At 46.6% G+C, this 19,897-nt stretch carries 14 protein-coding genes; all 14 read left to right on the top strand.

The genetic code is table 11. From position 1 onward, the window contains the following. Positions 1–116 precede the first annotated feature (116 nt). Positions 117–635 (top strand): co-chaperone HscB, encoded by a 519-nt coding sequence (gene hscB / locus YWE_RS0124930; protein WP_029096888.1) that lies wholly within the window; start codon positions 117–119, stop codon positions 633–635. Positions 636–647: 12 nt separating this feature from the next. Continuing rightward, entirely contained in the window at positions 648–2,498 is a 1,851-nt protein-coding gene (hscA, locus tag YWE_RS0124925) for a Fe-S protein assembly chaperone HscA (RefSeq protein WP_029096887.1), read from the top strand. A gap of 2 nt (positions 2,499–2,500) precedes the next feature. Continuing rightward, positions 2,501–2,836, top strand: a complete 336-nt coding sequence (gene fdx / locus YWE_RS0124920; protein WP_029096886.1) for an ISC system 2Fe-2S type ferredoxin — start codon at positions 2,501–2,503, stop codon at positions 2,834–2,836. A gap of 56 nt (positions 2,837–2,892) precedes the next feature. After that, on the top strand, positions 2,893–3,093 hold the full coding sequence (gene iscX / locus YWE_RS0124915; protein ID WP_029096885.1) for a Fe-S cluster assembly protein IscX: 201 nt from the start codon (positions 2,893–2,895) through the stop codon (positions 3,091–3,093). A gap of 147 nt (positions 3,094–3,240) precedes the next feature. Beyond that, positions 3,241–4,536 (top strand): aminopeptidase PepB, encoded by a 1,296-nt coding sequence (gene pepB / locus YWE_RS0124910; RefSeq protein ID WP_029096884.1) that lies wholly within the window; start codon positions 3,241–3,243, stop codon positions 4,534–4,536. Positions 4,537–4,638: 102 nt separating this feature from the next. Continuing rightward, entirely contained in the window at positions 4,639–5,490 is an 852-nt protein-coding gene (locus YWE_RS0124905; RefSeq protein ID WP_029096883.1) for an enhanced serine sensitivity protein SseB C-terminal domain-containing protein, read from the top strand. 190 nt (positions 5,491–5,680) lie between these two features. Further along, entirely contained in the window at positions 5,681–10,621 is a 4,941-nt protein-coding gene (locus YWE_RS28660) for an alpha-2-macroglobulin family protein (protein ID WP_084167205.1), read from the top strand. A 155-nt stretch (positions 10,622–10,776) separates the two neighbouring features. Continuing rightward, the gene (gene pbpC / locus YWE_RS0124895) at positions 10,777–13,089 is read left to right on the top strand and encodes a peptidoglycan glycosyltransferase PbpC (RefSeq protein WP_265331682.1); all 2,313 of its coding nucleotides are present in this window, start codon (positions 10,777–10,779) and stop codon (positions 13,087–13,089) included. Positions 13,090–13,799: 710 nt separating this feature from the next. Next, entirely contained in the window at positions 13,800–15,155 is a 1,356-nt protein-coding gene (locus YWE_RS0124885; RefSeq protein WP_029096881.1) for an MFS transporter, read from the top strand. Between the two features lies 1 nt (position 15,156). Beyond that, positions 15,157–15,966, top strand: coding sequence for a sugar phosphate isomerase/epimerase family protein (locus YWE_RS0124880; protein ID WP_029096880.1), 810 nt, complete (start codon positions 15,157–15,159; stop codon positions 15,964–15,966). 1 nt (position 15,967) lies between these two features. Beyond that, the gene (locus YWE_RS0124875) at positions 15,968–16,825 is read left to right on the top strand and encodes a phosphogluconate dehydrogenase C-terminal domain-containing protein (RefSeq protein WP_029096879.1); all 858 of its coding nucleotides are present in this window, start codon (positions 15,968–15,970) and stop codon (positions 16,823–16,825) included. 135 nt (positions 16,826–16,960) lie between these two features. Then, positions 16,961–17,662: a transcriptional regulator NanR gene (gene nanR / locus YWE_RS0124870; RefSeq protein WP_029096878.1), complete on the top strand. Its 702-nt coding sequence runs from the start codon at positions 16,961–16,963 to the stop codon at positions 17,660–17,662. A 281-nt stretch (positions 17,663–17,943) separates the two neighbouring features. Continuing rightward, complete coding sequence (gene ndk, locus YWE_RS0124865) at positions 17,944–18,375, top strand: nucleoside-diphosphate kinase (protein ID WP_029096877.1); 432 nt, start codon at positions 17,944–17,946, stop codon at positions 18,373–18,375. Between the two features lie 343 nt (positions 18,376–18,718). Next, positions 18,719–19,885: a dual-specificity RNA methyltransferase RlmN gene (rlmN, locus tag YWE_RS0124860; protein ID WP_029096876.1), complete on the top strand. Its 1,167-nt coding sequence runs from the start codon at positions 18,719–18,721 to the stop codon at positions 19,883–19,885. Positions 19,886–19,897 lie beyond the last annotated feature (12 nt).

Here is a 19,897-nt window from a genome sequence, read left to right as displayed (position 1 = left end):
TTCGTAGTATGCCAACGGCATACACAGCGTATTTTAAGTTTTGACTATACCGTTGCTCCTTTACTTCACTTGGTGGTGAAGGAGCTTTCGCCCAACTACTATCATCAGAGCATGTCATGGATTATTTCACTCTATTCAACTTACCCATCCATTTTGTTGTGGATACCCCATCGCTCTCCGCCCGTTATCAAGAACTTCAGCGCCAGTATCACCCCGATCGTTATGCTACCGCTTCTGACAGCGATCGACTTCAGTCGATTCAACAGGCAGCGACCATCAATGACGCTTACCAAACGTTAAAAAATCCGCTGCGGCGGGCAGAGTATCTGCTGTCTCTCAAAGGCTTCGACGTAAGAAATGAACAACAAACCATGCACGATACTGCTTTTCTTATGGAGCAGTTGGAATTGCGTGAAGAGTTAGATGCCATTGAGCGTAAATCAGATGCAGAATCTGCACTGGCTAGTTTTAGCCAGTGGGTAGAAAAAATGACTCGCCAGCGCAGTGAACAGCTAGTCAAAGAATTAGATGATGAGAATTGGCAGACAGCGACGGATACAGTCCGTAAACTACGCTTTCTGGATAAGCTTCAACAGCAAGTAGAGCAGCTGGAAGAAAAGCTGCTGGACTCCTGACGGATACTGAACATGGCTTTATTACAAATAAGTGAGCCCGGATTAACCGCGGCTCCACATCAACGCCGGCTTGCAGCCGGTATTGATCTTGGCACGACTAATTCTTTGGTTGCCACTGTCCGTAGTGGACAAGCTGAAACACTTCCTGATGAGCAAGGTCGCCACCTTTTACCTTCAGTGGTTCATTATCAGACGGATGCCATTGACGTTGGTTGGGACGCTCGCGCTCAGGCTGCGCGCGACCCTTCAAATACAGTGAGTTCCGTCAAACGTATGATGGGCCGTTCGCTGAACGACATCGTTCAACGTTACCCTAATTTACCTTATCAACTGCAGCCAAGTGAGAATGGATTACCGACAATCGTTACGGCTAGCGGGGTGGTTAATCCGGTTCAGGTTTCGGCTGAAATACTGTCGGCACTGGCTAAACGGGCTAAGGAAACGTTAGCGGGCGAGCTGGAAGGCGTAGTCATTACCGTGCCTGCCTATTTTGATGACGCTCAGCGCCAAGGTACTAAAGATGCCGCCCGTCTTGCAGGGTTGCATATTCTGCGTTTGCTGAATGAACCGACTGCTGCGGCTATTGCTTATGGTCTGGATTCAGGTCAGGAAGGTATTATTGCCGTTTACGATCTGGGTGGCGGTACTTTTGATATTTCTATTTTGCGTTTGAGCCGTGGCGTATTTGAAGTGCTGGCGACCGGCGGTGATTCTGCTCTCGGTGGCGATGATTTCGACCATCTACTGGCTGACTGGCTGCGTGAGCAAGCCGGATTAGGTGAACACAGCGATCATCAGGTACAGCGCCAGCTATTAGATACGGCGATTGCCGCTAAGATTGCGCTGAGCATGAGTGACAGTACCGAGGTTAAGATTGGCGACTGGCAGGGGGAGGTTACCCGTGAACAGTTTGATAGCTTAATTGCTCAGCTAGTTAAGAAAACCCTGATGTCGTGCCGCCGGACCTTAAAAGATGCGGGCGTTACCGCCGATGAAGTTTTGCAAGTGGTGATGGTAGGCGGGTCGACTCGAGTCCCTCTGGTTCGTTCGATGGTTGGTGAGTTTTTTGGCCGCACGCCGTTAACTTCGATTGACCCGGATAGAGTGGTGGCGATCGGTGCCGCTATTCAGGCAGATATTCTGGTCGGCAATAAGCCGGATTCTGATATGTTACTGCTCGATGTCATTCCTTTGTCATTGGGCATTGAGACTATGGGCGGATTGGTTGAAAAAATTATTCCGCGCAATACCACGATTCCGGCAGCCAGGGCTCAGGAATTTACGACGTTTAAAGATGGTCAAACGGCCATGATGGTGCACGTTTTGCAAGGTGAGCGTGAACTGGTTGATGACTGCCGCTCTCTGGCTCGATTCACGCTGCGCGGTTTACCTGCGATGCCTGCCGGTGGCGCTCATATCCGAGTGACCTATCAGGTTGACGCCGATGGTTTACTCAGCGTGACCGCGATGGAAAAATCGACCAACGTTCAGGCATCTATTCAGGTCAAACCATCTTATGGTTTAAGCGATGATGAAATTGCTACCATGATTAAAGATTCGATGGCTAATGCGCAGCAGGATATTAATGCCCGTATGTTAGCTGAGCAAAAAGTTGAAGCAGCTCGCGTACTTGAGAGCTTAATTGCTGCTCTTAACAGCGATGCAGATCTGCTAAATGAAGCAGAGCTTAGCCAAATTAATGCCGGAATTGTTCAGTTAGAAGCTATTGCACAGGGCGATGACCCTGCCGCTATTGAGGCGTCTATCAAGGCGCTGGATTCAGTCACCCAAGATTTTGCCGCCCGCAGAATGGACTCTTCCATTCGCCGCGCTTTGGCGGGTCATTCTGTAGATGAGGTTTAAGCATGCCTAAGATAGTTTTTCTGCCCCATCAGGACCTGTGTCCGGAAGGTGCCGTTGTTGAAGCCAAAGAGGGCGAGACCATATTAGATGCCGCATTACGTAACGGTATTGAAGTTGAGCACGCGTGTGAAATGTCCTGCGCATGTACCACTTGCCATTGCGTTGTGCGTGAAGGCTTTGATTCTCTGGATGAAAGCAGCGAGCTGGAAGATGACATGCTGGATAAAGCATGGGGGTTAGAGCCAGAAAGCCGCCTCAGCTGCCAGGCTAAAGTCGCTAACGAAGATTTAGTTGTAGAGCTGCCTCGCTATACGGTTAATCACGCACGCGAGCATTGATCCTTAAATCTGTTGTTACTAAATCGGTAACGCCTGACTTGATGAGGGCCGGAGTAATGAATTTAACATGGCAAAATACGCGTGAAATTGGTGAAGCCTTATATGACCAGTTTCCCGATTTAGATCCAAAAACGGTACGGTTTACTGACTTACACCGCTGGGTCTGTGAGCTTGAGGATTTCAATGACGATCCTGAAGCTTCAAACGAAAAAGTATTAGAAGCTATTTTACTGGTTTGGTTGGATGAAGCCGAGTAAATGATATCGATTAGGGTCACCTTAGGGTGGCCCTAATTATACCCGTCGCGGGTGCGTTGGCTGCGGTCATTCACCTTGATTTATTTCGGGTATATTAATTTTCTATCCATCACAAGATTAAAAATAAAAAATCGGGAGCAATAAAAAATGACCAATCAATTTATGCCTGTTTCGATTTCCCATGAGCCTGCCAGTGCTGTCTGGGGTGAAAAAGCGCTGTTAAGCGCAAATAATGATGGTATGACTATTCATCTGAGTGGTAATGGCAAGCTAGGTGCGATGCAACGTGCCGGGCGTAAGCTGGATGGACAAGGTATTAAGCAGGTTAAGCTTGTTGGTGACGGCTGGGATTTAGAGCGAAGCTGGAGTTTTTGGCAGGGTTTTCGCGGGCCAAAAGGTGAGCGAAAAGTTGAATGGGCTGAGTTAGATGCCCAAGACCAACAAGAGTTAGAACGTCGTCTGCGGATTATTGACTGGGTACGTGACACCATCAACATGTCAGCGGAAGAGTTAGGGCCTGAGCAACTGGTTAAGCGTTCAATTGATCTGCTTTGCAGCCTGTCTTGTGATTCAGTTAGCTATCGTATTATTAAAGGTGAGGCACTGCGTGAACAGGGCTATATGGGGATTCATACCGTTGGCCGCGGCTCTGTGCGTGAACCTGCATTTTTAGCGCTGGATTATAATCCAACCGGTAACCCGGATGCGCCAGTATTAGCCAGCCTGGTCGGCAAAGGTATTACCTTTGATTCCGGTGGATATAGCATGAAACAAAGCGCATTTATGGACTCAATGAAGTCTGATATGGGCGGCGCTGCAACCATTACCGGTGCGCTGGCGCTGGCTATCAGTCGTGGTTTAAATCAGCGAGTAAAACTATTCCTGTGCTGTGCAGATAATCTGGTCAGCGGTAATGCGTTTAAGCTCGGCGATATTATCCGTTATCGCAATGGTAAAACGGTTGAAGTGATGAATACCGATGCTGAAGGGCGTCTGGTGCTCGCTGACGGACTTATTGATGCCGAAGCGCAAAATCCTCAGTTGATTATTGATTGTGCGACGCTGACCGGCGCAGCTAAGACCGCATTAGGCAATGATTATCACGCTTTACTAAGCTTTGACGACCAACTGTCTGATGAACTGCTGAGCTGTGCGAGCAGTGAGAATGAGCCGTTCTGGCGTCTGCCTTTGGCCGAGTTCCATCGTAGTCAGTTGCCGTCTAACTTTGCTGAACTAAACAATATGGCCGGTGCTGCATACAGTGCGGGCGCCAGTACTGCGGCAGGCTTCCTGTCCCATTTTGTGAAGAATTATCAGCAAGGCTGGTTACATATCGATTGTTCTGCAACTTACCGCAAAGGTGCCGTTGAGCAATGGGCTGCCGGAGCCACTGGTTTAGGCGTCCGGGCTATAGCTAATCTATTGTTACAAAAAGCTAAGTAATACTTTAGCGTTATTCGTTGATTTAAGATGGCCAATCCGTTAGGGTTGGCCAGAATTTAAGCACAATGATGTGCTTTAGAAATATCACTCATGGATGAATTGATGGACCACTCCTTACTCGAACAGTTAAACCTGTTATCTGATACTTCTAGCACTGGCGATCTCGACCATTATTTACAGCAATGTGAAGCTTTTCTCGAGGCTTTTGAGCCACATCTTTTTTGGGTGTTGTGCGATTCTTCCAACCATGAAAATAATAGCGAGATGGTTAATCTGATTCTTGAAGATTTGGATTCCACTGAGTTACCTATTCTGTTTGCGACCTTAGGTCATCAACCAGGGGTGCCGCCTTTATCGCTACCTAAAATTCACCAACCCGATAAATTACAATATCTGGAAGTGAGTGGCTCGACAATTATAGGATTTGCCCGTCAGCAGCGTTTTAATACCGCCCTGATAGGTGATGAGGATAATTTCGTTATTCTGGAACATTCGTTAATGAACCGGCTAATCACTATTTCTTTGATGCCGGAAATGGACGCTAATCCCTCAGCATTTTCTGGCCACAATATCAGGCCACAAGATATGCCGGTGACGTTTGCTAAAGCGCTCTATCAATATTGCGTTTCCCAGCCAGAGATTAAAGATTGTCGATTAGCTATGGTCAATATGGGGGCCGAGCGTTGGTCATTGCTAATGTTACTAGACTGTATTGATAATGCCGAACGGAGCGGATTGATTGAGGAAATTACAAATTTATCAATTAAGCTTTTACCGGTAAACGTTGAATTAAGCTGTATTGCATTAAACAATGAAGGAATGGATCACATTGTCAGCGGTATGAAATCCTATCCTGCATTTTATCGCCACACTGATTCTCAAGGATGGTGGGCTAGGTTAAAGCGCCGGAGTAATCCTCCGTTACCGATTGTGCTGACTTTTAGCGAAAGCTAATTCCTTATGTGCATCCTTATCTTTTCAGATGCGTAAGGGCTAAGTATTATTTATATTGTTATCGAGCTAGTATTGTATACCCGTGATACTTCAAATTGTATCTGTGTCGGCCGCCCTTCACAGCGTCTCGAATGATTTGGGGTATACCACTCATATATTTTTATCCGATCGTTTTCAGAGAGAATCGCTTATGCGTCAGGGAAGTTCTGATTTTATGTGGCTAAAGAGTTTACTTTTTGCCTCCTGCCTTGGGTTGGTCTCTGCGCCGCTATATGCTGCCCCGGAACCCGCTGGTAAAACCACCGAACAATCTGCTGAGCGTTATGCCGGTAAAGAGTTCACCATACTGGATGCTTCCGAAGTTCAGTTAGACGGTGCCAGTGCTATGGTAGTAACCTTTTCCATTCCGGTAGCCTCGAACCAACAGTTTGCTTCTTTGCTGCATCTGGTTGACGAAACCAGCGGAAAGGTTGACGGCGCATGGGAACTTTCTGACAGTAAAACTGAGCTTAGACTCCGACATTTGGAGCCCGCCCGTAAGCTAATTCTGACTGTTGATAAAAATCTTGCCGGCGTTAACGGCGCTAAACTGGGCAAAGAACTACAGCAAAAACTGACTACCCGTGATATCGAACCTTCCGTTGGCTTTGCCAGCCGTGGCTCTTTATTACCGAGCAAGGTGATCAGCGGATTACCGGTGATTGCTCTCAACGTGAATAAGGTTGACGTTAACTTTTTCCGTATTAAGCCTGAAGCTCTGACGGCGTTTCTGGCCGAATGGGAAGGAACTGGCGCTAAGAGCTATTGGGAATCAAATGAATTCCTGAAAAAAGCAACTTTAGCTTACACCGGACGTTTTGATCTAAGTCCACAGCGTAATACGCGTGAGCAAATTTTGCTGCCGCTAAACGGCGTGAAAGAGTTAAGTCAACCGGGCGTATATTTGGCCGTGATGCAGGAAGCAGGCGCCTATCAGTACAGCAATCCGGTGACTATTTTTACGTTAAGTGACATTGGTATTTCCTTTCACCGTTACCACGACCGCCTTGACGTATTTACTCAGGCGCTGGAAGGTGGCCAAGGTATTGAAGGCGTCAAAATTGAGCTGTTTGATGAAAAAGGTCATTCTCTGGCACAGGCCAAAACCTCATCAGACGGCCATGCGCAGTTAGTTAAAGACGTTAAAGCAAAAGTGATGCTGGCGACTAAAGACGGTCAAACCAGCATGATTGATTTAACCAAGTCAGCGCTGGATTTATCCGAGTTTGATATTGCCGGCCCGGAAGGTTATGCCACTCAGTTCTTTACCTTTGGCCCAAGAGATCTTTATCGTCCGGGTGAAACACTGATCGTTAATGGCTTATTACGTGATTCTGACGGTGCCGGGCTACCGGATCAGCCGATCAAAGTCGATATTCTTAAACCTGATAATCAGGTGATCCGCAGCTTTGTCTGGCAGCCAAATAAAGGTTTATACCAGTACCAATATGAGATTCCGGCCGGAGCACCCACCGGCGAATGGTCACTGCGCTTTAATCTAGGCGATAAACAACCGCGTTTCTATAAGTTTAAAGTCGAAGACTTTATGCCTGAACGTATGGCATTAGAGCTGAAGTCTGTTGAAAGCGAGCCGGTTTCACCAACTCAGGAAATTACTTTTGATGTAACCGGCCGCTATCTTTATGGCGCACCCGCATCGGGCAATCGCCTGCAGGGGCAGATGTTCCTGCGACCGGCCAGAGATGCGGTTGCTAAACTACCGGGATATGAGTTTGGTTCAGTGCTGGAAACCGACGGTTTCCGTTCACTTGACGAGTTTGATCTTAAGTTAGATGAAGATGGTTTAACCAGCGTCACCCTACCAAGCAGTTGGGATAAGGTGAAGTCACCGCTTAAAGTGGTGATTCAAGCCAGTCTGATGGAGTCGGGCGGCCGTCCTGTGACGCGTCGGGCAGAGCAGGCCATTTGGCCGGCAAAAACCATGCCGGGCATTCGTCCTCTGTTCGTTAAAAAAGAGACCTATGACTATAAATCCAATAGTTATAAGCCTCAGTTTATGGTCGATTCCGACAGCCTTGCCGGTTTTGATGTGGTGTATGCCGACGCTAACGGTAATAAGCTTGCCGCTCAATCACTGAACGTACGCTTAGTGCGTGAACGTCGTGATTACTACTGGGAGTGGTCATCTGATGGTGGCTGGAGTTCCCAATACGATCAGAAAGATCTGGTTGTTTCTCAAGAAACAAAAAGTATCGCTGCCGATCAGGTTGTTAAAGTCAACTATCCGGTCGAGTGGGGCTCTTATCGCCTTGAAGTTGAAGATCCTAGCACTGGTGTAACCAGTAGCCTGCGTTTTTGGGCTGGCTATAGCTGGCAGGATAATACCGATGGCACCGGTGCATTAAGACCGGATCAGGTGAAGCTTAAACTGGATAAACCGGCCTACAGACCGGGAGAGAAAGTAAAAGTTAACGTTGAGGCTCCGACAGCCGGTAAAGGTTACCTGATGCTTGAGTCTAGCGATGGCCCGCTATGGTGGAAAGAGATTGAAGTTCCGGTAGGCGGCGCTGATTTTGAAGTGCCGGTCAATGAAGAGTGGAATCGCCACGATCTCTACATTAGTGCTTTAGTTGTACGCCCGGGAGATAAGACGTTACAGGCAACGCCGAAACGTGCAGTTGGCCTGTTACATCTTCCGTTGGTTGATATTAATCGTAAGATTTTTTTAGCGCTAAGTACGCCTGAACGTATGCGCCCGAATCAAACATTGACGGTAAAAGTGAAAGCCTCAATGAAAGAGGGTGAGCTGCCGAAATCGATTAATGTACTGCTGTCTGCGGTAGACAGTGGCGTGCTCAATATCACTAATTTTGTTACGCCGGATCCTTACGAAGCCTTCTTTGGTCGTAAACGCTACAGCGTCGATCAGATGGATATTTATGGTCAACTGATTGAAGGGCAGGGGAAGACAGCCAAACTTAGCTTCGGCGGTGACGGTGAAGACGATGCGCTGTCTCGCGGTGGTAAGAAACCGGTTACCGTGGTCCAAATTGTGGCGCAGCAGGCACTACCTGTCGTGCTGAACGATAAAGGTGAAGGCGAGATTAAACTGCCTATTCCTGATTTTAACGGTGAGCTTCGCTTAATGGCTCAGGCCTGGAGTGATGAAGAGTTCGGCAGCGCTGAAAGCAAGATTATTGTCGCTGCACCGTTGATTGCTGAGCTGTCTATGCCGCGCTTTATTGCCGGTGGTGACCGCAGTATTCTGGCGCTTGATCTGAGTAACCTAACCGACGCTGAACAGACCTTAGATGTAAAAGTTATGACTAATGGTTTGATTAAACAGACCGGTACAGCAACGCAAAACGTGAAGCTAGCCAAAGGACAGCGTAAAACGTTAAGTATCCCGATTGAAGCCTTAAATGGATTTGGTCAGGGTGACATTAAAGTGACGGTTAATGGGTTAGTGTTACCTAATGAGCCAACCATGGTTATTGAACGACACTGGACATTAGGCGTTCGTCCGGCAACGCCGGCTAAGACTAACAGCTATGCCATGACATTAAGCTCCGGGCAAAACTGGGTATTACCCCCTGATGCATTACAAGGACTGGCGACTTCTACCATTGAAGGCCAAATGACCTTAACCGGCACGCCGCCATTGAATGTGGCACAGCATATTCGTGAGCTGTTTGCCTACCCTTATGGTTGCCTTGAGCAGACTACCAGCGGGCTATATCCATCGCTTTACTCTAATCAGGCTCAGTTAGCTGCGTTAGGAATTAAAAGTGACAGCGATGATGTTCGTCGCAAAAATATCGATATCGGTATTGAGCGTTTGCTGGGAATGCAAAAAGGGAACGGCAGCTTTGCACTTTGGGACAAGCAAGGCTATGAAGAGTACTGGCTGACAGCCTATGTCACCGACTTCCTGATCCGTGCCCGTGAGCAAGGTTATTCCGTACAGGAAGATGCGCTGAACAAAGCAAATCAGCGTCTGCTACGTTATCTGCAGGACCGTAATCAGATTGAAACTCGCTATAGTGAGAGCAGCAAGACGGCTGATGCTTCGCGCTTTGCCGTTCAGGCCTATGCCGGACTGGTATTAGCTCGCCAGCAGCAGGCTCCGTTGGGGGCATTGCGCCAGCTTTACGATCGTCGTGGTGAAGCGATGTCAGGTTTACCATTAGTTCAATTGGGCGTAGCTCTGCAACTAATGGGCGATATGCCAAAAGCCACGCAGGCGATTAAGCAAGGCGTAGCCATGGGTGGCGCTCAACGTAATGTTTGGTTGGGTGATTACGGGAGTGAATTACGGGATAACGCATTAATACTGTCGTTATTAAACGAGTACAATCTGCTGCCTGAACAGCAAGGCAGCGTATTGATGGGGCTATCAGATAATCTTATCTCTGAGCGTTATCTTTCTACTCAAGAACGTAATGCCGTTTATCTTGCCGGCCGGAATTTATTGAATAAGCAGTCTGCAGACTGGAGCGTTGACGTTTCAGGTGTAGAAAGCAAAGAGGTAGAAAACAATAAACCAGTCTCTTTCCTCTATGATGCTAATCAACTGGCGAAAGGTATTAATCTGACTAACTCCGGTGGTCTGACGGTTTATCCTCGCGTTGATATTACCGGCTATCCATTGAAGCAGCCGACTCCGGTCAGCAATAATCTGCATATTGAGCGCAATTTCCTTAATCTGGACGGTTCTCCGGTTGCGCTGAATCAGGTGAAAAGTGGCCAACTGATGGTGGTTCACTTAAATCTGTGGGCCGATCGTCAAGTGAACGATGCCTTGGTTGTGGATTTACTACCGGCCGGTTTTGAACTGGAAAATCAGAATCTTGGCGATAGCAGTGCCAGTCTGGGTGACAGTGCCGGTGAGCTAGCCACGCTACAAAGTAAAATGCAGAGTGCTGAAATTCAGTATCAGGAATACCGTGACGATCGCTATGTTGCCGCTGTGAAAGTTGACGGCAGCCGTAACTATCCGGTAACGCTGCTGTATTTAGTGCGGGCGGTTACGCCGGGAAGCTACAGCATTCCGGCTCCGCAGGTGGAATCAATGTATAAACCTGAATGGCGGTCTGTTGGTTCGACGCCGGCCCGTTTAGACGTTAAGTAGAAATGACTAATCTGCTTGTGTAATAAAAGGGCGCCGTATGGCGCCCTTATCGTGTTGATGGCGTAGTTTAAATTTCGTCTCTTTAATTTGGTACTAATTTCAATGAGTAGCCCTAATTGCGTTGGATATTTTCAAATATAATCACACTTCGGTTTTTGCGTAGATCGCTGGCCGCATTGATACTCATGGTTGGGATAATCGCTGCCGGGCTGTGGGGCGCGGATAAAATATGGCCTTTGCCGGATACCAACGTACAAACAGCGCGAGTGGTGGTTGCCGATGATGGCACTCCGCTTTGGCGCTTTGCCGATGCTGAAGGGGTATGGCGCTATTCCGTTTCACTCGATCAGGTATCTCCTTATTATATCGAAGCCTTGCTGACCTATGAGGATCGCTGGTTTTACGAACATCCCGGAATTAATCCACTGTCTATCGGTCGGGCCCTGTGGCAAAACCTGACAAATCAACGCATTGTTTCCGGCGGAAGTACGCTATCAATGCAGGTTGCCCGCTTAATTGAACCCCATGACAGGACGCTTACCGGCAAGCTGCGTCAGGTTTTTCGCACCTTGCAACTTGAGTGGCATTACAGCAAAGATCAAATTCTTACGCTGTATATCAATCGGGCACCCTATGGCGGAACTTTGCAGGGTATCGGTGCCGCCAGCTGGGCCTATCTGGATAAACCGCCGTCAGAGCTAACCCGGGCTGAGTCGGCCTTGTTGGCGGTGTTACCACAGGCGCCAAGCCGTTTACGACCGGATCGTTATCCAGAAAGAGCCCAGTTAGCCAGAGATAAAGTGCTCTCACGCCTGGCCGAATATGGCGTATGGAGTGAGCAACAGGTTGAAGAGATAAAAGAGGAAACCGTCTGGTTGGCAGGTCGTCAAGCGCCACAGCTGGCTCCTCTGTTAGCTCGTCGTATGTTGTCTGAAAGTAAGTCCGATGTGATTGAAACCACCATTGATGCCTCGTTGCAGCGCCGGCTTGAAGATATGACGATGGGGTGGAAAAGTCAGCTGCCTGAAAATACCTCAATGGGAATTTTGGTAGTTGAACATTCCACCATGGCGGTTAAAGCCTACATCGGTTCCGTCGATCTTAATGACGTTAGCCGCTTTGGTCACGTTGATATGATCACCGCGTGGCGCTCTCCGGGCTCTACGTTAAAACCATTTGCTTATGGAATGGCGTTGGATGACGGCCTGATTCATGCCGAATCATTATTGCAAGATGTTCCCCGCCGTTTCGGTGATTACCGGCCCGGTAATTTTGATACCGGATTTAACGGCCCGGTGAGTGCGTCAGACGCTTTAGTCAGATCGTTGAATCTGCCCGTAGTACAGGTTCTTGAAGCCTATGGCCCTAAGCGTTTTACCGGCAATATGCGTAATGCCGGCATCACTTTACGTTTTCCGCTTAATAGTGAACCTAACCTTTCCCTTATTTTGGGGGGAACCGGCATGCGAATGGATGAGTTAGTGAGTGGTTACAGTGCCTTTGTTCGCCATGGCAACGTTGCCGCTTTGCGCTACCGGCCACAGGACCCTTTAATTGAACGCCCTCTACTTTCTCCCGGTTCTGCATGGATTGTACGGCGGATATTGGCCGGCGAGGCTCGCCCGGTTCCTGATAACCAACTCTCTGATATTGTTCCGTTAGCGTGGAAAACCGGGACAAGCTATGGCTATAGAGATGCATGGACCATTGGTATGAATGGTGGTTATCTTATTGGTATTTGGGTTGGTCGTCCCGACGGTACTCCGGTTGCAGGGCAGTTTGGCTACGCGACAGCAGTACCTATTCTGCATCAGATTAATAATTTACTGGTTAACCGAAGCGCTCAGACTGCAAGATTTTGGCCAAGAGATCCCCGGCCTGATTCAGTCGGCAGGGCAGTTATCTGTTGGCCTCAGGGACAGAGTTTGGAAGCCGGTGACCCTAACTGTCGTCAACGACGTCAGGCATGGATTTTGGACGGTACCATTCCACCGACATTATCTGCCCCGGGGCAAGATACCGGTATTGGCGGCTGGTTAAGCCTATGGGTAAACGCTGAAGGAAAACGCGTGGCTCCGGATTGCAGCGGGGCAATTAAACGCCGTATTGCTCTATGGCCAACCCCTCTGGAGACTTGGCTGCCGTTAGCTGAGCGTAGAGACGAGCGCCTGCCGGTACGTGATGAAACGTGCCCGCCAATCGGATATGACACTAGCCCGCCCTTGTTAATATTGGGCATAAAAGAAGGGGCTATATTAAAACGTATACCGGGTTCTCTCTCACTGGATCTTCGCCTTGATACTCAAGGCGGCAGAGGTAAACGCTGGTGGTTTATTAACGGCGAGGCAGTCACCGAAACAGAGCAAACAGATCCATTCATTCAGACATTGACCGTTTCGGGAAAATATCAAATCAGCGTATTGGACGAAAGCGGTCAGGTGAATAGCGTAAGCTTTGTGCTGGATTGATTGGGTTATTAGATTTGTAAACCACAGACATAAGCCCAGATTAGGGCTATCTATGCATTATACCTTCGGCCTGTATTCTACAGGCCGTTATTTTTATCATTTCTGCTATAGCTAACTAACATATGATTTATTTATTGTTCATATGTTCAGCCGGAACGCGATTTTTACTCACATCAATTTGCTGAATCGTTTATCCATAGTTTAAATTAAGTTTAACAAAATAAACCCAATCAACCATATTATTTATCTCAACGGTATATTTTGTGAGCTTGATTGCAATATTATACTCTAATTCAGGTAACTGATTGACCATCCAAATCCATAATGATAGTTATCATCATACTTCTAAAATCCACCCAATGTTTAAGTTGTGAACAAAAGATCACGACGATCGTTTTTATAACCGTATTTATTCATCATGTCATCATACCAATGACTCAAGCTGACCAATAATTAAAAAACCAGGCGTTCAGTTTTGAAAAATACGTTTATAAAAATAAGTATCAGATTGATGAGATAGATACATAGTCATCGGAATTATAAAGCATCTAGCCACCCTTAATGGATAGCTATTTGAACCGCCTACGTTTTTTATTTGTAGGCATATTGTTAATCTTAATTAGAAGTCACGTCATCATACCACTGAGGCTGTTTTTTTAACCGCAGGCTCAGCAGCCAGTATAGGTAGTGATAGTGTGAAAGGAATAATTATGAGCGAACATTCTCCACCGAGCAGCGTAGAAAAATCAGCGATTAATAAAATATCTCTGCGGTTGGTCCCTTTTGTTGGTTTGATGTTTTTTATCAATTTCTTAGATCGTACGGCAATTTCATTCGCAGGGCCGAATGGGATGAGTCAGGATCTTGGGTTGACGATTGCACAATTCGGACTGGCATCAGGCATATTTTTTATCGGATACATACTACTTGAAGTCCCGAGTAACCTAGCATTGCACCGTTTCGGAGCCCGTAAGTGGCTGGCTCGAATAATGGTGTCATGGGGTATTGTTTCACTGCTGTTTACCTGGGTATCCGGAATTAAAGAGCTCTATATTCTACGGATATTGTTAGGAATTGCTGAAGCGGGCTTCTTCCCCGGAGCCATTCTCTATCTTAGCCTTTGGGTACCCGCCAGCTATCGGAGCAAAATTCTATCGTTATTCTATCTGGCTCAGCCTTTAACGGTGGTTTTTGGTGCGCCTTTAGCGGCTGTACTTATTGGACAGGATGGTTTTTTAGGGTTGGCCGGTTGGCGGGTTATGTTCCTCGGGGTATCGATTCCAGCGATCCTTGTGGGCCTGATTGCCTGGTTCTGGTTGGTTGATAAGCCTGAGCAGGCACGCTGGCTAAATGATGATGAAAAACAGTGGCTGGTGTCTGAATTGGAACGGGAACATGCGACCAAGCAAAATAGCCAGCATCCCAGCGTATTAACGGTAATGTTTAATGGCCGTGTGTGGATGCTAAGCCTGATCTATTTTGGCTTTATTTATGGGTTGTATGCTTTAGGTTTCTTCCTGCCGACAATCATTGCCGGTTTCCAGCAGCAGTTTCAGGTTACCTTCGACATCTTTGATAAAGGATTGATTACCGCTATTCCTTATCTACCTGCAGCTTTAGCTCTTTATCTCTGGTCAAGGGATGCAACGCGACGAGGTATTCGCCGCTGGCATATATATATTCCAGCTATTACTGGTGCAGTAAGTATACCGCTCGCATTATTTATGGAATCACCCTTTGCGATTATGGTGGTTATTACCATCACCGCATGCTCCATATTTTCTGCACTTCCTAACTTCTGGACCCTTCCGACACAGTTCCTGACCGGAGCATCCGCAGCGGCGGCAGTAGCGCTAATCAATACCATCGGCAATATTGCGGGGTTTTCCGCGGGCTATATTACCGGAATTCTGCACGACCTTAGCGGCAACTATGAGGTTCCGATGTTTGCCGTCGGCGGGTTTATGCTGCTGTCCGCAGTGCTGATGCTAATGATGAAAAGCTATCAAAAACCCGCTGATGCTCCTTCAATACCCATCGCTTCTCAGTCATTACAGGAAAAATAATATGGCTATTGGTTTGAGTACTTATTCGTTTTTCTGGCGCGGCTCTGAACGTGTTCCTACGCCGATGACATTAGTTCAAATGTTAGAACAGTGCGCTGAGTTAGACGTTAAGCTTTTTCAGATTTGCGACTATGAAAAAATTACCACGCTGTCTGATGCCGAGTTGTTGGAACTACGCAAACAGGCTCAGGCGTTAGGTATTGAGTTAGAGCTGGGCACCAGAGGATTAAAGGCTGAACACTTAGATCCTTATTTGCACATTGCCCGCAAACTCAATGTCCGAATATTACGCAGTATGTTTAATACGCCAGTGCATCAACCGACAGCTAAAGAGGCTGAAGTCTTCATTCGTCAGGCGTTACCTCGTCTTGAAGCAAGCGGTATTCACCTCAGTTTAGAGACTTACGAGCAAGTGAACAGCAAGACCATGGTGTCGGTGATAGACCGTATCGACTCCCCCTATGTCGGAGTCTGTCTCGATCCCGGTAACTGTGTGGCTGCATTAGAAAACCCTAAAGACGTAATTAACAACACTAAGCATCGAGTCACTAATCTTCACGTTAAGGATTTCCTCTTCTCCCGTCAGGCGGGGTGGGTGGGGTTCAATCTTGTTGGCTGTCCGCTGGGTACCGGCTTGCTGGATTACGACTATCTAATCAAGCAGGTCAACCCGGAACCACGTGGGATTAATCAAATTATTGAACACTGGCTGCCGTGGCAAACCAATGCCGTTACAACCTGCCGGCTAGAGAATCAATGGACTCGTCATAATCTGAATTACATCCGTAATAGACTTAAACAGGAGCAATAACATGTTAACTGAATTGAAAACCATCACTTTACTGGGTGCCGGCGGTAAAATGGGCATGCGAATTTCTGACAATCTTCAGAAGAGCCAGTATCAAGTCTTCTATTGTGAAACGGCTCCGCAGGGACAACAGCGGGTAAACGATGCTGGCAGGGAAGTGACGGATGCAGATACTTCTATTGCTATCAGTGACGTCGTTATTCTGGCGGTGCCAGATATTATTTTGCAAAAAATATCCTCTGTTATCGTACCTAAAATGAAGCCGGGTGCGATATTACTCACGCTTGATCCTGCGGCATCCTATGCCAATTTGATCGCTCAACGGGCAGATATTCTCTATGCCGTGGCCCATCCTTGTCATCCGTCGGTGTTCTTAGAACGATACACCAAAGCAGAGTATGACGATGCCTTCGGCGGCGTGGCTGCGGTTCAGTCCATTGTTGCTGCATTTGAGCAGGGAACGGCTGAGCAACGTAGCGCGTTAGAGAATATTGTGCGCCAGATGTATGCTCCTGTGGATGATGTTCATTGGATTACCGTCAAGCAGTTAGCCTATTTGGAGCCGACGTTGGTCGAAACGGTGACTTGCATGGTCGGGACTTTAATGAAAGAGGCTTTAGATGAGACCGTTAAAAGCTGCGGGGTTCCTGAGGCAGCCGCAAAAGCGATTATGTACGGACATATTCAGATTGCGTTAGCCGTTGCCTTCCGTAGTACTAATCCGTTCTCTGATGCCTGTATGATCGCGATTGAGTATGGTAAAGAGAAAATTATTAAGCCTGACTGGAAAACGATTTTTGATGAAAAAGAGCTCGATTTAGTCTTAGCCAGAATGCTTAAGATTAATGCGGTTCGTCGTTAATTTTTAGTAAATCACCCTTATTCGGACGTCTTTATATTGCATAAAGACGTCCGGTTTTTTGTTCAAGTTGTGACCCTCTGGTTATATCGATAGAATACTGAATACTCAATCAGATACGCAAAGAGTGGTATTCAGATGCCCGTAACTAAAAGTCGATTAATCCAACGTAAAAAACTCTCTGATGAAGTTTTCGAACAGCTATTGAATATGATTCGGGAAGAGGATTTACAACCCGGCGACCAGATGCCGCCGGAAAGAGAACTGATGACTCTATTCGGCGTCGGGCGACCTGTAGTGCGTGAAGCTATGCAGCGCCTGTCCGGGATGGGAATGATCACCATCCGTCATGGCGAAAGAGCATGTATTGAGCGTATCGATATGCATTCAATGATTGAACAAATTGATGTTGCTGCTCGCCATATGCTCTCCAGTTCCAGTAAAAATATTGACCACTTATTAGAGGCGCGAATATTTTTCGAATCGGGTTTAGCCAGAATGGCGGCAGAAAAGGCCAATGCTATTGATTTAACCCGTTTGAAAGTCGCGCTTAAAGCCATGCATGATGCGGTTGAAAACGATGATTTTGTTATGGCCGATATGGCTTTTCACCAAGAGGTTGCCCGAATATCAGGTAATCCTATTTATTTGGCGGTATCACAAGCGGTATTTCAATGGATGTCAGATTATCGTCAGGAGATGCTCAGGTTTAAAACCCGTGAAGTCACCCTTCAGGAACATGAAAACATTTACCGTAGCATTACCGAACGCGATCCATTAGCCGCAGAAAAGGCGATGTGTGACCATCTCAATAACGTTCTGGAAGATAAAAATAGCTAATTTTTAGAGCTATTGCCTAGTTCTTCTAGTGCATTCGAGGCGATTTTTATGCGGTCATGCTCGAACTTTTTATAGATATCCTATTTAAAATATCAATCGAAATGCGCGATGGACTGAAAAGTGTGTAATAAGATGAGTTTATTTTAAAAAAATGTTACATCTGAGATGGTCAAGGTTAATATCTCTTCGTATAATCAGCCCCGAATAGCGTATTCCTACAATGCCTTATCCAAAAAATACAAAATGATAAAACATATACATATGTATCATATGAGGTGAACATGTCTGCTGAACGTACTCTTTCTATCCTGAAACCAAATGCAGTTGCTAAAAATGTGATTGGCTCTATCTATGCTCGCTTCGAAAATGCCGGTTTTACTATCGTCGGAGCCAAAATGTTGCATCTGACCCGTGAGCAGGCTGCCGGCTTTTATGCCGAGCATGACGGAAAACCTTTCTTTAATGGTTTGCTGGATTTTATGACTTCAGGACCGGTTGTTGTTCAGGTACTTGAAGGTGAAAACGCCGTTCAGCGTTATCGTGACCTGATGGGAGCGACTAATCCGGCAAATGCATTGGCTGGTACATTGCGTGCTGATTATGCTGACAGCCTGACTGAAAATGCGGTCCATGGCTCTGATTCAGCGGCTTCAGCGGCGCGCGAAATTGCTTATTTTTTCAGTGAAGGTGAAGTTCATTCACGTATTCGCTAAGTTAAATACCAGTAAATATCATGGCCTTTTCGGGCCATGATATTTTTGTAAACTCTGAAGGCGGTTTATCTGGGCAGTAATTAAATTCGAAGGCGTAGTGATATTAAGATAGCGTTACATTTATCTTCATCTAACCAGACAATACTCAGTTATTATTGCTAAATTATGAGTCGGTATAAATATTTTTTAACTCTGATTATCTGCATAGAAACTTAGTGTTAAAAGCAGTACAATGCACCGTGTGCCGTAGTTTAATGCGGTTTTTGTTAGGTATAATTTTATCATCCTTTAATTCTCTAGATTTTCTAGCGCCATAAAGTGTAACAACGAGGCCTTTATTACCATGTCCGAACATGTTTCTGCTCAATCTGAAGCCAGCATTTTAATTGCTAATCCATCAGAAAAAATTAATTTATTAGATCTTAATCGTCAGGCAATGCGTGAGTTTTTTGCTTCACTGGGTGAAAAGCCATTTCGTGCCGATCAGGTAATGAAGTGGATGTATCACTTTGGCTATGATGATTTTGAGCAAATGACGGATATAAATAAGGTCTTGCGGGCAAAGCTTCAGCAAATTGCAGAAATTCGTGCACCGGAAGTGGTGACCGAACAGCGTTCCGCTGATGGTACCATCAAATGGGCTATTGCCGTTGGCGATCAGCAGGTTGAAACCGTTTATATTCCGGAAGAAGATCGGGCTACGCTGTGTGTATCATCGCAGGTTGGCTGTGCTCTGGAATGTAAGTTTTGTTCTACGGCCCAACAAGGCTTTAACCGCAATTTACGGGTTTCAGAGATTATTGGTCAGGTATGGCGCGCGGCTAAAATTATCGGTCCATCCAGACTGGCCGGACAACGCCCGATTACTAACGTTGTCATGATGGGAATGGGCGAACCGCTGCTGAACCTGACCAACGTTGTACCTGCGATGGAAATTATGCTTGATGACTTCGGCTTTGGTTTATCTAAACGTCGGGTAACCTTATCGACCTCTGGTGTGGTTCCTGCACTGGATAAACTTGGCGATATGATCGATGTAGCATTAGCGATTTCATTGCATGCACCAAATGACCGGATTCGCGATGATATTGTGCCGATCAATCGTAAATATAATATCGAAACATTTCTCTCTTCTGTTCGCCGTTATTTAAGTAAATCAAATGCGAATCAGGGGCGTGTTACCGTTGAGTATGTGATGTTAGACCATATTAATGACGGTACTGAACATGCACATGAGTTGGCGGAGTGTCTTAAAGACACACCTTGCAAAATTAACCTGATTCCATGGAATCCGTTCCCCGGAGCCCCTTATGGGCGTAGCTCTAATAGTCGGGTTGATCGTTTTTCTAAAGTACTTATGGAATATGGTTTTACCGTTATTGTGCGTAAAACCCGAGGTGATGACATCGATGCCGCCTGTGGCCAGTTAGCCGGCGATGTTATTGATCGGACTAAGAGAACGTTAAAAAAGAAAATGAACGGTGAACCAATTGTAATAAAAGAAGTCTAAAACCTGATGCGT

Origin of the sequence: Budvicia aquatica DSM 5075 = ATCC 35567, assembly GCF_000427805.1 — a bacterium.
Classification (GTDB): domain Bacteria; phylum Pseudomonadota; class Gammaproteobacteria; order Enterobacterales; family Enterobacteriaceae; genus Budvicia; species Budvicia aquatica.
This window is presented reverse-complemented; position numbering and strand designations above follow the sequence as displayed.